Origin of the sequence: Sulfurimonas sp. NW7 (genome assembly GCF_051132265.1) — a bacterium.
GTDB lineage: Bacteria > Campylobacterota > Campylobacteria > Campylobacterales > Sulfurimonadaceae > Sulfurimonas > Sulfurimonas hydrogeniphila.
Genome location: NZ_CP093235.1, coordinates 370,122 through 386,741, shown reverse-complemented (window position 1 = coordinate 386,741; position 16,620 = coordinate 370,122). Strand labels below are relative to the sequence as shown.

Below are 16,620 nucleotides of genomic sequence, written 5' to 3'. Positions count from 1 at the left end.
GCATAAATGTTATGTCAAAAACTATCTTTGTCCAAAAACTTTACCATTTGATATAAAAAAGAGACAAAATCAACATCATCTCTCAGGTTCTCTTTATTAAGATAAATCATGGTTGATTTTTCTATCAGCAAGGAGAGCAGCAGTCCCTCTTTTAGATTTTCTATATCATAAGAAAAGGTGATGATTCCTTTTTCTCTGGCAATTTTTGCAACCCTGGCAATATTCTCCTTGGAAGATTTCAGAACATAAAATGCGGACGCAGGTGTTTTCATATCAAGATGTGCGAAATCAACTATCTTCACTTCATAAGGGTATTTATCAAAATGCCCTTTAAATTTATTTTCTATATACTGCTTTACATGCAGGGCTGTATCATAATCACTTTCATCACACACAATGGTATATACAAGTCTGTTTTTTATAAGTTTTTTTTCTATTTTTTTATCCAGTAACATGATTTTTGGAAAAATTGATGCCTGTGCTTTGAGTAACAACTCATCATAACTGTATCCAAAAAGCAGAGGAACAAACAAGAAATGTAAAAGTAATAAACGCATCATCTAAAACCTCTTTTTAAAGGTAAGTAAAAATGTTCTGCGTTCCTGCGCATAATCATTTACATAGGTATTTGGTGAAGAGGGGTATCGCACATCTGTATCAAAAAGGTTTTTCACACTGACATTCAACGTATAACCATACTGAATATTTTTATAATTCACTGCAGTATCGAGTGTCATATAGGCTTTTAGCTTTGGACGCAGATCTGTTTCTACCCTCTCTTTTGAACTGACATACTTTGCTGTTGCACTCAAAGCCAAAGCAGGATTTATATTATAAATATAAAATCCTTTTACCAGATGATGGGATACATTCGGCAGGTTATTACTGTCGCTGCTGCCATCCATCCTGTAGCTGCCATCTGTGTAGGTATAATTTGCATATACTTTGTCATTAGGCAGGATATGCCCCCTGAACTCAAGTTCTATTCCGTAAATATCTGTCTTGGCACTGTTTTTATACACAGGATCCGTAACAGAATTGTATATCTGATCTTTGTTGGCAAGATAAAAAAGATTCGCCTGCAAATAGGCATCATTGGAAAAATTTCTGATGTATGCCAGTTCATACGATGTTACTTTCTCCGGCTTTAAATCTGTACTGCCTACTCTTGCACTGTTGTTTTTTGTAAACATCTCCTGCCAAGAGGAATTTCTGTGGGAGTTACTGTATATAGCTTTAAATATGTTTTTGAAATCTTTATGATACACAAAAGAAATTCTTGGTTCAAACCCTGCATCTTCATAAGAAGTCTGTTCATAATTTATACCGTATAAGATGCTTAGCTTAGCATTAACATTGTATTCATCCCCCAAAAAGAACGTATAAACATCCCGTGAAGCATCTTTATCAAAAAACGGCCGTGTCAGCGTATAATCTACCAAAGTTGCATCACCCGTAGCAAGATTGGAGAGTTTCGAACTCATCTGGATCGTTCTCTCCTGTCTTGCTTTGTAGCCTATTGTAATGGTATGTTTTGCAACTCCGCTGTATTTCACATACGTCGACTGATACAAAACTCTCTGCTTGGCATAATGCTCTCCGTAAATACCATCAGGAAATACTACACTGCCTAAAACCAAGTTATCAGGTGCCAGTTTTGCTTTTGAATCAAAAGCATCGTATTTTACTCCTGCTTTTATGTCCAATTTAAAAGAGTGTATCTTTTTCATATATCCCAGTTCAGCATAGTAACTCGGCAGTTTCATTCTGTCACTCTTTTGAGGCAGGGCAAGGTTGATCCCGTAGGCGCTTCCCTGTTTATGTTGCAGCATACGGGCTTTGAGTCGAAAGTCTTTGTACCTTACATCCAGTCCGAGAGAATATTCATCAAGCCACAGGGGAGCTTCACCGGACTGAGACAAAGCTATGTTTGCCGGACCTAACGCACCTTGAGAGAGTCCGTCCGGACCGGAAGATATATTTTTATTGTCTTTTTGGTAATAAAAATCTATATGTGTCTTAAACTCTTTGCTTTTAAAGTTTTTTACAAAACCGCCCATTGTGTAATCATACGACCCGTATTTAAATACAACTTTGTCATTTGATTCAAATTCTTCAAAATCTTCTGCATAAGTAACAACATTAATAGATCCGGCATAGGTATTAATCCCGTCTACTTTACTCCCTGGTCCTCTGATAACCTCTATGCGTTTTATCATCTCTATCGGCATGGAAAGATACTCGGAATAAGAATCAAAGAAAAGATTGTTTACTAAAACACCGTCTATAAGCAGTTTGGACTGTCCATAGGCAAAAGGGTTGGAACCTCTGAAAATCGGTGTCTGGTTATTGAAATTATCAGTAGCCATATCTACACCCGGAACAAGCAACAATGCCTCTTTAAGTGTCGACACACCCAACTTTTCCAACTCTTTTGCTTCAAAGACAGAAATAATATAGGGTTGGTAATGTTCATTTTGTTTTGTTTGTGTAGCAATTTCATTAAACTGCTTCATATCTGTCATAATGGAAGAGAGCAAATCTTCTGCCTGCAGTTGCAGTACTGCCAGACAGACAAGTAAAAAAAGTCGTATGCTGCGCTTCACTCCATTGTCCCCCATAATTTTACTAATTCGGGATTTGCATACCCAAGTTCTTTCGTATATAAAATACAAGGATAACGCCATCCAAAATCTTGATGCTGCTGAAGCTTTCCTACCGGTTTATATGGCATTTTGTATATTTTCAACAGCCGTAAAAAGTTTTTTTCAAGATTTCCATATGTATATTCTATTCCCTCTTCTAACATTTTACCATACATATAATGTTTTACCGCTTCTATAATAACTTTTGTCGTCTTCATACTTCTGTATTTTTTATCAACAAAGATTCGTGACATCTCGCCAAGTTTGTTTTTTTCAAACATACTGTTGTCAAACCTTGCACTGTTTTGTGTCGGATATCCAATGGGAGAATTATAAATCAGGCGTACTGTTGCACAGACATTCTCTTCTTCATCCAATGCCGCAAAATGTACCGAATATGCGTCATATTTGTCATACTCTTTTTCATCTTTAAGAGCACTTTTTTCCAGATATTCCGGATATATTTCCCTCAGTATTTTATACCTAAAAGCAAAAACTTTGTCCAGGGTTTTTTTATCGCTTACCTCTAAAAATGTAAAATTCATCATCTTCCGGTTTTATGACTGCTGCAGTTCTTTGAGTTTTTCTTTGACAGCTTCTACGTGTCCTTTGACACGCACTTTTTCCCATTTTGCGCGCACAATGCCCTCAGGGTCTATAATGAATGTGGAACGGACAATGCCCATATACTCTTTGCCATAGTTTTTCTTCAACTGCCACACGCCGTACTTCTGCATCATCTCGGTACTTTCATCACTCAAAAGCGTAATGCCTAAATTATGTTTTTCTATGAAGTTCCTGTGCTTTTTCGTACTGTCTGCACTCACCCCAAGAATCACCGCATCCAATGATGAAAAATCCGGAGCAGCCTCCGTAAACTCACAGGCTTCTGTTGTGCATCCCGGGGTATTGTCTCTCGGGTAAAAATACAACACTATCCATTTTCCTTTTAAATCCCGCAGACACATCTCAACATCATCCTGATTCGGCAGGCAAAAATCCGGTGCCTTCTCTCCAACTTCTATCATTTTCTTTCCTCCTAAAAATAAATTTAACATGCAAACTTCAAAGCCGCCCTCAGCCCGCACTAAAGTACAGGTTCCAGTAAACCGCCTTCGAAGCCACTCTCAAGTCCGCACTGACGTACTAATTCCGAAAAAATATCAATATGTACTTCGGAACCGGTACTTTTAACGCTAAAGCGTAACTTAGAAAAAAACTAAATTTTTTTCTGCAGTGCCGGCTAATTGCTTTAAAAGCGCTATTGCTAGTAAACAAACAACAGCAAATATACCCAAATACCGCTAAATGAAGTAAAAACTATACCCAAAAAAGTTTTCAAAGCCAATAATTTATGCTCATTGGACTTTAACCCAGGAAGCACTCCTTTTATAACCTGATAATTTGCTTTTACTATTGTACGACTCCAGTATACCAATGTAAGTACGGCTATGATTACATGTAAGCCCAGTACAAGAGAAGCGTAAGTATGTGAAACACCGCTTCCTTCCATAAAAGCATCAAATCCTCCGCCCATACGGACACCGTATTCAAAGTATCCGACAACAATGACCGATACTGCAAAAATGGTATTTTGAATAATTCCGTGCGCCCTGTAAAGCTTTTTTCTTGCCAAAGATATTGCTCCATATACCAATAATGGTAAAACTGCTACAATAAGTGTCACAACATCCATAAACAAAGGGGCTCTTGTTCCCAAAAACCCCTGCGTAAACATATAATCCATATCTTATGCCTTTCTTTTTTGATAAGTGTAGTATATCCAGACTAATATTACCAACAAAACAAAAACTATTATAGTTATCTCTTTTAAGTATTCTTGTATAAGCGTCTCATTTTCTCCTATAAAATAGCCCAAAAGTGTCAAAATCAGCGCCCAGATTCCGGCTCCCAGCGTGGTAAAAAAAGAAAACTCAACGATATTCATGCGGGCAAGCCCTGCCGGAATCGAAATAAGCTGCCGAATTCCCGGAATAAGCCTGCCTGTAAAAGTAGAGATATGCCCGTGGCTTTGAAAATAATTTTCCATTTTATCAAGTGTCTCTGGAAAAATAAAAAAATATTTCCCGAATTTCAAAAGAAATTTACGTCCCAGTGTCAGTGCCAGATAGTAATTCACAAAAGCTCCAACCAAAGAGCCGCCCAAAGCACTTCCCATAATGTACGCTATACTCATATCTCCTTTTGCTACCAGATATCCGGCAGGAACCAAAACAATTTCACTCGGAAAAGGAATAAAAGAAGATTCAATCGCCATCATAATAAAAATACCGGGATATCCCCAGTCAAATATCAAATCTACCAAATCCTGCGCCAGTTCCTGTATCATTTCATCTTCTTTTGTACATCTTGAATCATCTGCTGTGCGACATTCCCGTTTGTGTAGTGCAGAAGCTTTTCACTTTTTTCTTTGAGTTGCGGATTTTTAAGTACCTTGATTAGTTTTGGTTTCAAATTTTTCCCTTCACGTTCGCACCATGCCACATTGTCTTTGACAAGAAACTGCGCATTATAATACTGATGATCACCTGCAGCATGCGGATAGGGAACAAAAAACGCAGGACACCCGTTTGCTGTGAGTTCCCAAAGTGTTGAAGCGCCTGCACGCGAAACAGCCAAATCGGCACGTGTAATCAACTCCGGCAGTTTTTTTGTAAATCCATAAAGCTCAACTGAAACACCAAGTCTGTCATACTCCTGCCTGACCCTTTCATAATCAGCCTCTCCGGCCTGGTGTATGATGGCAATATCCATCTTTTGCAACTTATAGGCTACATGTAAAGCCAAATCATTAATCGCCTTTGCCCCATGAGAACCGCCTAAAAATATAATGGTTTTCAGTTTGTCTCTGCATCTGGCATTTTTATAAAAAAACTCTTTGACAGGATACCCCTTTACAGGAGAATTTTTGTCATAAGCAGAAATGAAACTTTTGGCATATTTTTTTAAAAGCCTGTTGAGTCTGCCCTCAACCGAATTTTGCTCATGAATAAAAAGCGGTATAAAAAGGCTCAAAGAAGCAAAAGATGCCGGTGCCGCAGAAAATCCGCCAACACTGTAAACTGCTTGTATTTTATGTTTTTTCAGAATCTTTCTTGCCTCCAAGAAGGCTTGAAAAACCTTATAGAGTGCGTTTATCTTTGCAATACCCTTTTTGTTCACAACACCTGTTGTTTCTAAAAAATAGACATTTGAAAAATTACTGTATTTTTGAAAATATTTTCTGTCCTGTCCCGAGGTCGAACCGACAAAAATCACCTCATATCCATCAGCTACAGCAGCCTCTGACAAAGCTTCGGCAATCATCAAATGCCCGCCTGTTCCGCCGCCTGTAATACATAGTTTCATACCCGCTTTTCCTTAATTCATTTTTGCTTTTTTCGATGCCATCAACACCATACCAACACCAAAAGCAGCACCAAGCATTGCCGAACCGCCATAAGAGAGAAAAGGAACAGAAATCCCTTTAATAGGCGTTATACCGCTTATTCCATAGGCATTTACCAAGAAAGAAAAGGAGAGGATCAGTCCGATGCCGATACTAAAGAGATATATACTTGTATCTTTGGTTCTGTTGGCTATTTTAAATATACGCTGAATCATCCACAAAAAGATGAAAACAACACATAAAACACCAAAAAATCCAAACTCTTCCGCAAGTCCTGCCAAAACAAAGTCCGTATGTACCTCGCTTAAAAAACCGAGTTTAAATGTTCCGTTTGCAAGGCCTGTACCAAAAAGACCGCCATTGTGTATAGCATTGAGAGAGTGCCCTATCTGATATGGTTCAACTTCAACAGGCACCCGAAGTTTATCGGCAATCGCATCAGGCAAAAGATCAAGCACAGAGTTTTGTGCCAAAGCCCACCATGATTTTATCCTGAGTATTCTGTGCTGTGCCGTTACAATAAAGAGGATAACTGCTCCAAAAATCACACCCAGGATAGAAAAGAAAAACCGAAAACTGCTCCCTGCAAAAATCAGCATAAAAAGCAAAGTAGCTCCGAGAACAACAACCTGACCCAAATCTTTTTGCAAAAAGGCTATAATAAACATTGCCCCTAAGAAAATAACAGCATAGGGCATAAATCTTTTAAACTCACCACTCAGTCCCATACCGTCATGATGCCCGAGTTTTCGAGAGAAGCTCCAGGCCAGAAAATAGATAAAGCCCACTTTGAAAAACTCAACAGGAGCAAGCGAAAAGCCGGCTATTTTAATCCATCGTTTTGCCCCGCCGACTTCAGAAACAATACTTTCAGGCAAAAAAGGCATGGCTATCATTAAAATCAGAGAACCAAAAAAGAGAGTGAAACCTATGGGTTTGAGCCATCTGTCCGGATCAAGCTGTGAAAGCATAAAAATTATGATCAGACTCATGAGCCCAAAAACAGTCTGTCTTATCGCAAAATGAAATTCATTCACGCCAAACAAGAGTGTAGTATACGGCGTCAGCGTATACGAAAGTACTATACTGATACCAATCAAAAGTGACACGAGGGTAAAAAGCTTTCTGTCTGCGTTCACGCTTGCTCTACTTTATCTTGTTTATTTTTAAAACAAATTCCACTTCGGGTTTGGAGAGATGCAGTTCTTTGGAAATCGTTTCTATGGGAACACCCTGTTTAAACAGCGATATGATTTTTTCATCATCATTCCCGTGAATAGATGCAGGAATAGAGATCTGCTTGACACCGCTTTCAAGCTGCAGTATTTTGTTTTGTATTTCATGTTCAATGATATTGATATTGTTTTGCAGCTGCTTTATCGCCAAAGAGAGCGGATGCACCATATCATATACACTGCGTTCTATTTCCTGATAAATCTCCTCATCACTCATTCTTTGTGAATTGTCTTTTATACTGCTTTGTGTCTGGTCAAGTTTTTTTTTCAGATAATAAAACTCTCTGTTTAAATCTTCAACCACAGAAGCAACTGAGCGAATGTTTTTTGAATACTCGGCATCTTTTGTATAGACATAATAGAGCAGATAGAGAATAATCGCACCGAGTATGACAATAAGATATTCTATATTGAAACTGAATTGATCCAAATTCACTGTTTTTTCTCTTTGGATTCACGGATTAATATACGTTCACGTGCAGTCAGGTAAGCAGCCCACTCTTTTTCATCACGCTCATGCATTCTGACAATCTGTGCCAAATTTGGAGAAAGTGCCTTAAAAAACACACCGATATCACGTTTGGGATGTACCGGCATACTAATGCGTCCATAATACTCTTTGCCTTCTTGCAGCATAGGTTCTTCGAGTTCAAAATGTTCAAATCCGATAGCACGAATATGCGCTTCATTTGTCAAAGAGAGCCTTTTTGGTGTTTCATTTTTTAAAAACATCTCCAAAGCGTCTATTTTTCGGTGAAGTTCCACCATAAGGTTCAGCAAAACAGGATCGCTTTCTGCTGTTTCACCTCGGGCTTTTGCAAGCTTGAGCCACTGTGAAATCGGATCATCATCACTTTCACTGAGTTGCTGATACTCTCTTTCATATGCGTCTTTGTTTAAATCGGCTTCTGAAAAAACTATAGCAATCGGTGCGGGAACTAAACGGGGTTTATTCATGAGAGTGTCCTGTCAATAATAATTAAAATTAAAAAGGCAATGCCCAGATAGCCGTTGACGGTAAAAAAAGCACGGTCTATTTTTGTAAAATCTTTTCGTACAAGCATTTGCTCATAATAAAGTACAAAACCACTGCCCAAAGCCGCTGCGTACGCAAACATGCCAAGATCTGCCGCCCATACAAAAAGCAGCCAGAACAAAACGGCCAAGGCATGAAAAAGAGCAGAGATAAAGAGTGTGGCATCTGCTCCGTAACGCGATGGTATAGAGTAGAGGTCATTGTCTTTGTCAAAATCTATATCCTGTAAAGAATAAAGCAGGTCAAATCCAGCCACCCAAAAAATGACACCCAAAGAAAGCAACACAGACCATAAAGGTATAGCCGCATTGACCGCAACCACTCCGGCAATCGGAGCCAGTCCGAGCGCTATACCCAAAACCACATGTGCCAAAGACGAAAAACGCTTAAAATAAGAGTATGCAGCCAGAACAAATAAAATAGGAAAACTCAAAGCAAAGGCAAGAGAATTTATCATATAGGCTACGGCAATAAAAATAAGCGCATTTACAATGACAAATATAAGTATGCTTCCCCTGTCAAGTCTGCCGTCTACATTCGGACGGCTGCTTGTTCTTGGGTTTTTTGCATCAATATCACGATCGGCATAACGGTTTACACCCATTGCAAAGTTTCTCGCACTGAGTGCCGCCAAAACACCAAGAACCAAAAGCCATAAACCGAACCAACCATCCGCTGCCACTATCATCGCTATAAAAATGAATGGCAGGGAAAAGACGGAGTGTTCAAACATCACAAGTTCATTAAAATCTTTTGCTTTTTGTAGTATCCGCTGCAAATCAAACCTCATCTTCACTCTTTTTTATATTCTATCTAAATGTGATTTAAATTTTAATGATATTGTGCAACTCCTGTTTCAAATGCTTCAATATATTCATAAAGCACTTCTGTTTTGTTTTTGTGTTGCAAAGCATTTTCTTCCAAGGCACTCTTTTCTGTCTCTTGCATGAGGGTGTAGAGTTCCTCAAGAAAAAGTGCCCCTGCCGCACCCTTTATTTTGTGTGCCGTCTCATATATTTTTTTGTTGTCTTCGCGAACAAAGGCATCTTCAAGAAGAGGCACAAGCTCATGCAGACTCTCTAAAAACAACCTCAAAAGTTTTAATCCGACCTCTTTGCTGACACCTACTTTTTTATTTACCTGCAGTAAGATTTTTTCTATATCTATCTGTATGACATCTCTGTGTTGTCTTGAGTATTTTGACAAAATCGTTTCCAGTTCCTCACTGTCTATCGGCTTGCTCAGATACTCATTCATACCGCAGGCAAGAAATTTTTCCCGGTCTCCTTTGATGGCATTTGCCGTCAGTGCCACAATGGCAACATCAGACTGCAGTTCTTTGCGTATAAGTTTTGTCGCTTCAAGACCATTCATCACCGGCATATTTATATCCATAAAAACCAGATCATACTCGTTTTGTGCCACTTTATCCACGGCCTCTTTCCCGTTATGTGCAAATTCGAGGGTTATATTTGTATACTTCCTGAAAATTGACTCTATCAGCATTCTGTTTATTTCATAATCTTCTGCGACAAGTACATGTAAAGAGAGCTTGTCACATACCCCCTCTTGCTGACACTCTCCATATATATTGTCTTCCTGGAGCGTTTCTTCATCCGCATCACACAGATCAAAATCCAGATAAAAGAAAAATTCACTGCCTTTGTCTTCAACAGACTCTACCCGCAGTTCACTGTCAAATACATGAAGCAGATCGGCACTGATGCTCAAACCGAGCCCTGTTCCTCCAAACCTCCTCGTTATCGATGTCTCCGCCTGGGCAAAAGGCTTGAATATCTCTTCGAGTTTGTCCTGTGCAATGCCAATGCCACTGTCTTTGATACTAAAATGAAGTCTTTGCTGTGTCGCAGTTTCACTGACCAAAGATATACTCAACTTCACAGTGCCGCATTCAGGAGTAAATTTAATGGCATTTGAGAGTAGATTTATCATGACCTGTCGCAGGCGGGTAGCATCACTGTACAAACATGCAGAAATGGCATTGTCAATTTCAAGTGTATAATGCAGGCCTTTTTCATCTGCTACGGATTTGAGCAGTTCATAGGTTGTTGCAAATTCCACAAAAGGATTCAACGGCACCTTTTCAAGTGAGATTTTATTGTTGGTTATTTTTGAAGAGTCTAAAATATCATTGACAATATTGAGCAGCGTTTTTGTCGAAGAGCTGATAACATTAAGATATTTTTCCTGTGTCGCATCCAGCCGTGTTTTGCTCAGCAGCTCTGTAAAACCCAAAATACCGTTCATCGGAGTTCTGATTTCATGACTCATATTTGCCAAAAACATTGCCTGTGCTGTTTCGGCTGCTTCAGCCTTTTTTCTACTCTCCACCAAAGAGGTTACATCTTCACGAATTGCCATATATTCTATAATCTCATTATTTTCATCATGAATGGGAATAATAGAGCTTTTGACATAGTAACTGCTGCCGTCTTTTGCTCTGTTGGCAAACTCTCCCTGCCAGATATTTCCTTTTTTTATTTCTCTCCACATCTCGGCAAAGACCTCATCAGGCACATCCGGGTCACGGACAATACTGTGCGCCTGACCGATAAGTTCTTCTTTTTTATACCCGCTCACCTCTTCAAAACGTTCATTCACATAGGTAATGTTTCCCAGAGTGTCTGTTCTTGAAATAATAACAACACTGTCAAGTGCTTTTAAAAACTCGTCAAGTTTAAACTTTGACGCTTTAAAGTGCTTCTCTTTTTCCTTCAACTCGGTTGTCACATAGTCAATCAGATTAAAAAGGGCACTGTCTGTTTTGGAACTGTTTTTCAGTTTTCTTTTTTCATTGAGCGTATGCTTGCGTGTTTGGGTCCCTTTTTCACGCAAAAATAAAATTGTTGTCGTGATATTGAGCAGTCTTGCTTTTTTTTCATTTAAGAAAAACTCTCCAAAGGTAAAAAAACCGCTGGTGGGTGCAATATTTTCAAGCAATCGAAATATTTTCTCCAGCTCTTTGTCCAAAAACTGTTTTCTTGCAATACAGGAGTATATAAAGCAGGCCTGCAAAGAGTCTGTATCCGTTATGCCTTCTTTGAGAGTATACTGGTTCACAAGAGTTCTGCTGCCTATGCCAAAACGCACCTCTTCTCCCTCCGCCAAATTACCACCGTACAATAAACTTCCGTCATCAAACATACTGAGCATGGATCTTGCGACAGGCATATCTTTTTCCTGGCAGATGAGCGGAAATTCTATCGTTGAAGCCGGCATATTGTCCACGGCGAAATCACCAAGCACTTCGGCATACACATCTTTGATAGGACGGTGATCGATTTCATAGACTCTTGCACCTTCGGATTTTGTAATCATAAAAGTCGGGCCGACAGCTCTCCAACCCAGATTATAATCCTGAAACACTTCCAGTGCCTCCCCTTGCAGGGTAACACATACCGCACCACCGTCAAACACTTTGTCTTCAAAAACTGTATAGGTCTGTTGAAAATGAAGCATATCTGCAGCCATCCCTCCGGCAATGACCGCATGATTGAAATTACAGGAGGCAAGCCCTTCAAGATACTCCTCTCCGTTATGCTGCAGACCGTCCAAAAAGGTAATGACACATTTTGTATCTTTGCCAAAAATCTTTTTTGACAAAGTGTGCCCGAGTCTATAAGAGTCCTCTCCTCTTTCATAATATGCATGCAGCGTTGTTTTTTCAAAAAGTGTTATGCTGACAACCGTACTGCTGTCAAGCATCTCTCCGTTTGCAATTTCTCCTGCCGCAGAAGCACCGATGAGCAGGGCATCTGTAAAAGTCGCATATATCTCTGCAGCGGTTTTTTGCAGTGCCTCTTTTGATTCCAAAGAGCTGAACAGTTGAATTAAAATATTTTTTTGATTTACATCAATGGCTGCCTCTTGCAAAAAGCTGTGAAAAGCATCCAAATTTGTATATATATGATTGTACTGTTTCATAATAAATCTTTTTGTTTGAGTTTACACCATAAGGCTTTACAAAGTTATTAAGTTTGGTATAATTACTCTTCAAATCAACAAAACAATAAGGTTTATTCAATTATGAAATTTACTATTTTTCTTTTTCTGCTTCTCTTTTTCAGTGCCTGCAATTTCACTGAATCCAAAGAGGAGCTTGCAGCAAAACAGCTTGCACAAAAAAAAGCTTTTGAAGAAAAAGTTGCCGACACAAAAGAGATACAACTCAAACAAATTGATGCACAAAAAGAGCAGGAGCTGGCAAAGATAAATGCACAGACTACTCTGGCGAAAATGGAAAAAGCACAACTGCTCGAAAAAATAAAACTTGAAGCAGCAGCACAAAAAGAAAAAATGCTTTTGGCCCAGGCAAAAGAGAAAGAGGCTTTTGAAGCAAAACTGCGTGATTTGGAGCGTCAGGATGCTATGGAATTAAAACGCTACCTCCTGTTGATACTCTTTTTTGTACTGCTTATTGCTACTTATTTTATCTACCTCTATTTCAAGCGCAGACACGATGATAAACTCAGAGCCTACCAGGACAACCTGGACAAATATTTTCATCAGCAGGAAAACATGACAAAAATGCGTATAGCCGAAAAAATTATAGACACTGTCGCCAGCGGCAAGCTGGGAAAAGAACAGGAGAGTGAGCTTATAAAAGCACTCAGCGGCAATATTTCACCTGCAGATGAACCTAAACTGCTCAGTGATGAAACAACGCAAGACGCGCAAATAATCGATCAAGACAAATGAGTTTCAAACAGATTGCCATTATAGGACCAACGGCCTCGGGAAAAAGTGACTTGGCCATCAGCATTGCACAACAGACAAATGCCTGTATTCTCTCCATAGATTCACTGAGCATCTATAAAGAAATTGACATCGTCTCGGCAAAGCCTTCTTCTGAAGAACTCACACAAATCAAACATTACGGTATCAATGAACTTTTTGTCAATGAACATTTCAGTGTTGATATTTTTATAGATTTGTATAAAAAAGTACGCCTTACATGTAAAGAAGAAAACAAAAATCTCGTCATCGTCGGCGGCACCTCTTTTTACCTCAAATCTTTGCTTGAAGGGCTCTCGACACTTCCCGATATTACACAGGAACACAGTTTACATGTAACGAAGAAACTGCAAAATCTGGATGCCTGTTATGCATTTTTGGTACAAACAGATCCAGAATATATGCAAAAAATCGCCTCCAGTGACAGATACCGTATAGAAAAAGCGCTCCTGATTTATGAAGCATCGGGTATCTCTGCGAGTGAATGGTTCCGACAAAATCCGCCAAAGCCCATTATCGAGGACATAGATATTTACAATATTGACGTCCAAAGAGATGTTTTGCGCCAACGCATCCAAAAAAGAACACAGAAAATGTATGAAAAAGGACTGATTGACGAGGTTTGTTTTTTGGAACAAAAATATACAAGAACACCCCATGCCATGGGCGCAATCGGCATAATGGAAGTGCTTGATTTTTTAGACGGCAAAATAAAACAAGAGGAAATGCTCTCTCTTATCTCTACACACACCGCACAGCTTGCAAAAAGACAACAGACTTTTAACCGCACGCAGTTTAGAAATGTTACAAATGCAAAACTTGAAGATTTGGAAGAACTTATTTTGAGCAGATTTTAGCATACATCTCAGGACGTCTGTCTCTTAGCAGTCCCCAGTATTCTCTTTGTTTGGCATTCTCAGCCAGGTCAAATTCAGCGTAAATAACCTCTTCTCTCCAACGGGAAGCCTCTGCAATTTTTGCCCCTGTATAGTCTGTAATAAAAGAAGAACCGTAAAAAGTAAGCCTGCAGCTCTCCCCTTTTTCTTCTCCTGTACGGTTTGCGACAACCACCGGTACCGTATTTGTCGCGGCATGCCCCATCTGGACTCTTTGCCAGTGCTCTTTTGAATCCAAATGAATCTCCGGTTCGCTGCCGATAGCCGTCGGATAAAACAGAATCTCTGCACCCATCAAAGTCAATGCCCGTGCCGTTTCGCAAAACCATTGGTCCCAGCAGATGCCCACGCCGATTTTTCCATAGGCTGTCTCATAGACTTTAAAGCCCGTATTTCCCGGTTTGAAGTAAAATTTCTCTTCATACCCCGGACCGTCAGGAATGTGCGTTTTACGATAGTTGTCCAGCACCGCTCCGTCCGCATTGACAACGACAAGTGAATTAAAGTACCCTTCATCCGCTTTTTCAAAATAACTCACTAAGACAACCACGTGTAGCTCTTTTGCCAAAGCCGCAAAATGTTGTATCAGTGCGTTATTTTTCAAAGGCTGTGCCCATGCAAAGTATTTTTCGTCCATATCTTTGCAAAAATAGAGCCCTTCAAAAAGTTCCGGTAAAAGTATGATATTTGCTCCGTTTGCAGCAGCTTCACGGACAAACTGCCCAGCTTTTAAAACATTGGCGTTTTTGTCTTCGCTCATACTCATCTGAATTGCAGCTGCTTTTACCGGTTTATTCATAATCTATCCTCTGCCTGTTACTTCTAAAAGATGGTAGCCAAACTGTGTTTGAATCGGTCCGTACACAACACCGACATCCCCGCTAAATACAGCCTCATCAAATTCAGGAACCATTTGTCCCGGTCCGAATTTCCCCAAATCTCCGCCGTTTGCCGAAGAAGGACATGTGGAATTTGCTTTTGCCACCTCCGCAAAATCCGCTCCGTTTTGTATTTCGTTTTTCAATTCATTACACTTTTCTTCACTCTCTACAAGTATATGTCTTGCTGTTGCCCATGCCATCTTTTAATTCCTTAATTTTGTTTTACAAAATGAAGGAAACCGTCTATTGATTTTATCACGAGTATGAAAGTAATTTCATTCTCTACGTTAACACTAGGTTTCCTTCGGCAGGAAGCCCGTCGCACCAGTACGACTTTATTCCACATTTTGTTTATAAAATTTTACTCTATTTTTACTTATAGTTACACTTTAGGACTTTTGTATTAACTACTTTTACCTATAATACTGAAAAAATACGGAGAAGATATATGAAAAATATAATTATTGGACTTTTGGCGACTTTTTTGCTGCTGGGCTGCAGCTCAAAAAGTGATGAGAACAAAAATGTAGAACCAAAACTCGTTGTCTCAAAAAGTCTGGCAGATCTAAAACTCAAAGACCAGTTTGAAAAGCCGCATACACTCAATGCAGACACATACAAAGTGATTTTTGCTTTTGACAAAGAGCCTGCACATACATGTAACGACTTTTTTAACACACAAAAACCGAACTACCTGCAAGAGCATCATGTGCAGTTTGTAGCCGATGTAAGTGCGGCACCTTCCATTATCAGAAGCCTTTTTATCCTTCCGGGTCTCAAAGACTTCAAACACATTGTTCTGCTCTTGGATGACAAAAAAGTTGCCGCCCCGTACAGAAAAGGGATTGATACAACAAAAATAGTTGTTGTGACGCTTTTAAACAAAAAAATTACCGACATCAAAACAATCTCTACAACCGAGCAGTTGAAAAAAGCGGTTGAAGATGATTCAGCTATGTCTTACATCGCCCCTGTTATCAACAAAGTTATGGACAGTGTAGACAACGCTACAAAATAGAAGCAACGGAGTCAAAAAGATAATCAGGCTTGATGCCCAAAGACAAATCTTTTTTTGAAAACTTGCCTGTTTTGACAAGAGCCGCTTTTATACCGGCGTCTTGTGCTCCTTTTATATCACTCTCTATATCATCGCCTATCATGACGCACTTCTCTGGCTTTACATGTAAACTCGCACAGGCCAAATGGTAAAATTCTTTGCTTGGTTTGCCTATAAGCGAAGCACTCTGTCCGCTGGCATACTCCAAGGCACTCACAAAACAGCCGGCATCCATACTCAGTTCGTTGTCCGCATCTTTAAAGTACCTGTTTTTTGCAATGGCAAGCAGCGAAGCCCCCTCCATCAGCTTTCTGAATGCACGGTTGAGATTTTTGTAATTGAAATTTTCTTGGGCATCTCCGACAACGACATACTTTTTGTCATAATATTTCAGCTCGTTAAAAAAAGAGAGCGCATCATCCGTCAGTAAAAACTCCGCAGAACTTTTCTCTTTTGCTAAAAACATTTTTGTCACGTCAAGCGCCGTAATAATTTCCTCACTCTCAATGTCAAAGCCCATTTTTTGCAGTTTTTTGACAACCTGTGCAGAGGTTTTTTGGGTGGTATTTGTCAAAAAACGTATGGGGTAGTGCTTTTTTATCTCTCTTATTGCCGCAACCGCGCCTTTTATAGGCTCCTCGCCTACATACAACACACCGCCGATGTCACATAATATTGCTTTAACAGATTCATCAAACATCATTCT

General features: G+C 39.5%; 18 protein-coding genes. 3 read left to right on the top strand and 15 right to left on the bottom strand.

All coding sequences use genetic code 11. The features are described 5' to 3' along the window. Positions 1 to 14: 14 nt before the first annotated feature. The 12 genes from MLC35_RS02100 to MLC35_RS02045 all read right to left on the bottom strand — a co-directional run bounded on the left by MLC35_RS02100 (position 15) and on the right by MLC35_RS02045 (position 12,270). On the bottom strand, positions 15 to 560 hold the full coding sequence (locus MLC35_RS02100) for a hypothetical protein (protein ID WP_151901075.1): 546 nt from the start codon (positions 558 to 560) through the stop codon (positions 15 to 17). After that, on the bottom strand, positions 561 to 2,606 hold the full coding sequence (locus tag MLC35_RS02095; RefSeq protein WP_434637588.1) for a TonB-dependent receptor: 2,046 nt from the start codon (positions 2,604 to 2,606) through the stop codon (positions 561 to 563). Continuing rightward, a complete protein-coding gene (locus MLC35_RS02090) occupies positions 2,603 to 3,190 on the bottom strand; it encodes a GNAT family N-acyltransferase (RefSeq protein WP_434637586.1) in 588 nt (195 codons plus the stop codon). The genes MLC35_RS02095 and MLC35_RS02090 overlap by 4 nt, the downstream gene beginning before the upstream one ends. Positions 3,191 to 3,202: 12 nt before the next feature. Beyond that, positions 3,203 to 3,673 (bottom strand): thioredoxin-dependent thiol peroxidase, encoded by a 471-nt coding sequence (bcp, locus tag MLC35_RS02085; protein ID WP_151901077.1) that lies wholly within the window; start codon positions 3,671 to 3,673, stop codon positions 3,203 to 3,205. Positions 3,674 to 3,912: 239 nt separating this feature from the next. Further along, positions 3,913 to 4,392 carry a DUF420 domain-containing protein gene (locus MLC35_RS02080; RefSeq protein WP_434581047.1) on the bottom strand — a complete coding sequence of 160 codons (480 nt, stop codon included), beginning with the start codon at positions 4,390 to 4,392 and terminating at the stop codon, positions 3,913 to 3,915. Between the two features lie 3 nt (positions 4,393 to 4,395). Beyond that, the gene (locus MLC35_RS02075; RefSeq protein ID WP_434637584.1) at positions 4,396 to 4,995 is read right to left on the bottom strand and encodes a DedA family protein; all 600 of its coding nucleotides are present in this window, start codon (positions 4,993 to 4,995) and stop codon (positions 4,396 to 4,398) included. Further along, complete coding sequence (gene murG / locus MLC35_RS02070) at positions 4,992 to 6,014, bottom strand: undecaprenyldiphospho-muramoylpentapeptide beta-N-acetylglucosaminyltransferase (RefSeq protein ID WP_434637582.1); 1,023 nt, start codon at positions 6,012 to 6,014, stop codon at positions 4,992 to 4,994. The genes MLC35_RS02075 and murG overlap by 4 nt, the downstream gene beginning before the upstream one ends. A 12-nt stretch (positions 6,015 to 6,026) precedes the next feature. Next, on the bottom strand, positions 6,027 to 7,193 hold the full coding sequence (locus MLC35_RS02065) for an FtsW/RodA/SpoVE family cell cycle protein (RefSeq protein ID WP_151901081.1): 1,167 nt from the start codon (positions 7,191 to 7,193) through the stop codon (positions 6,027 to 6,029). 7 nt (positions 7,194 to 7,200) lie between these two features. Further along, positions 7,201 to 7,725: a hypothetical protein gene (locus tag MLC35_RS02060; protein WP_434581042.1), complete on the bottom strand. Its 525-nt coding sequence runs from the start codon at positions 7,723 to 7,725 to the stop codon at positions 7,201 to 7,203. Next, positions 7,722 to 8,246 carry a hypothetical protein gene (locus MLC35_RS02055; RefSeq protein WP_151901083.1) on the bottom strand — a complete coding sequence of 175 codons (525 nt, stop codon included), beginning with the start codon at positions 8,244 to 8,246 and terminating at the stop codon, positions 7,722 to 7,724. The genes MLC35_RS02060 and MLC35_RS02055 overlap by 4 nt, the downstream gene beginning before the upstream one ends. Beyond that, positions 8,243 to 9,103 (bottom strand): menaquinone biosynthesis prenyltransferase MqnP, encoded by an 861-nt coding sequence (gene mqnP, locus MLC35_RS02050; protein ID WP_346389293.1) that lies wholly within the window; start codon positions 9,101 to 9,103, stop codon positions 8,243 to 8,245. Before mqnP ends, MLC35_RS02055 begins: the two co-directional genes overlap by 4 nt. A 53-nt stretch (positions 9,104 to 9,156) precedes the next feature. Further along, positions 9,157 to 12,270: an FIST N-terminal domain-containing protein gene (locus MLC35_RS02045; protein WP_434637580.1), complete on the bottom strand. Its 3,114-nt coding sequence runs from the start codon at positions 12,268 to 12,270 to the stop codon at positions 9,157 to 9,159. Positions 12,271 to 12,372: 102 nt separating this feature from the next. On the opposite strand from MLC35_RS02045, the gene MLC35_RS02040 reads away from it, so the two are divergent. Both MLC35_RS02040 and miaA read left to right on the top strand, forming a co-directional pair. Next, positions 12,373 to 13,044 carry a hypothetical protein gene (locus MLC35_RS02040; RefSeq protein ID WP_151901086.1) on the top strand — a complete coding sequence of 224 codons (672 nt, stop codon included), beginning with the start codon at positions 12,373 to 12,375 and terminating at the stop codon, positions 13,042 to 13,044. Further along, positions 13,041 to 13,937, top strand: a complete 897-nt coding sequence (gene miaA / locus MLC35_RS02035; RefSeq protein ID WP_434637578.1) for a tRNA (adenosine(37)-N6)-dimethylallyltransferase MiaA — start codon at positions 13,041 to 13,043, stop codon at positions 13,935 to 13,937. Before MLC35_RS02040 ends, miaA begins: the two co-directional genes overlap by 4 nt. Here the strand turns inward: miaA and aguB are convergent. Both aguB and MLC35_RS02025 read right to left on the bottom strand, forming a co-directional pair. Then, positions 13,918 to 14,775 (bottom strand): N-carbamoylputrescine amidase, encoded by an 858-nt coding sequence (gene aguB / locus MLC35_RS02030; protein WP_151901088.1) that lies wholly within the window; start codon positions 14,773 to 14,775, stop codon positions 13,918 to 13,920. The two genes, miaA and aguB, sit on opposite strands and share 20 nt — an antisense overlap. A 3-nt stretch (positions 14,776 to 14,778) precedes the next feature. Further along, positions 14,779 to 15,057 (bottom strand): peptidylprolyl isomerase, encoded by a 279-nt coding sequence (locus MLC35_RS02025; protein WP_151901089.1) that lies wholly within the window; start codon positions 15,055 to 15,057, stop codon positions 14,779 to 14,781. Positions 15,058 to 15,305: 248 nt separating this feature from the next. Between MLC35_RS02025 and MLC35_RS02020 the strand changes: the two genes are divergently transcribed. Then, the gene (locus MLC35_RS02020; protein WP_434637575.1) at positions 15,306 to 15,875 is read left to right on the top strand and encodes a hypothetical protein; all 570 of its coding nucleotides are present in this window, start codon (positions 15,306 to 15,308) and stop codon (positions 15,873 to 15,875) included. Here the strand turns inward: MLC35_RS02020 and MLC35_RS02015 are convergent. Then, complete coding sequence (locus tag MLC35_RS02015) at positions 15,865 to 16,617, bottom strand: TIGR01458 family HAD-type hydrolase (protein WP_418640999.1); 753 nt, start codon at positions 16,615 to 16,617, stop codon at positions 15,865 to 15,867. The two genes, MLC35_RS02020 and MLC35_RS02015, sit on opposite strands and share 11 nt — an antisense overlap. Positions 16,618 to 16,620 lie beyond the last annotated feature (3 nt).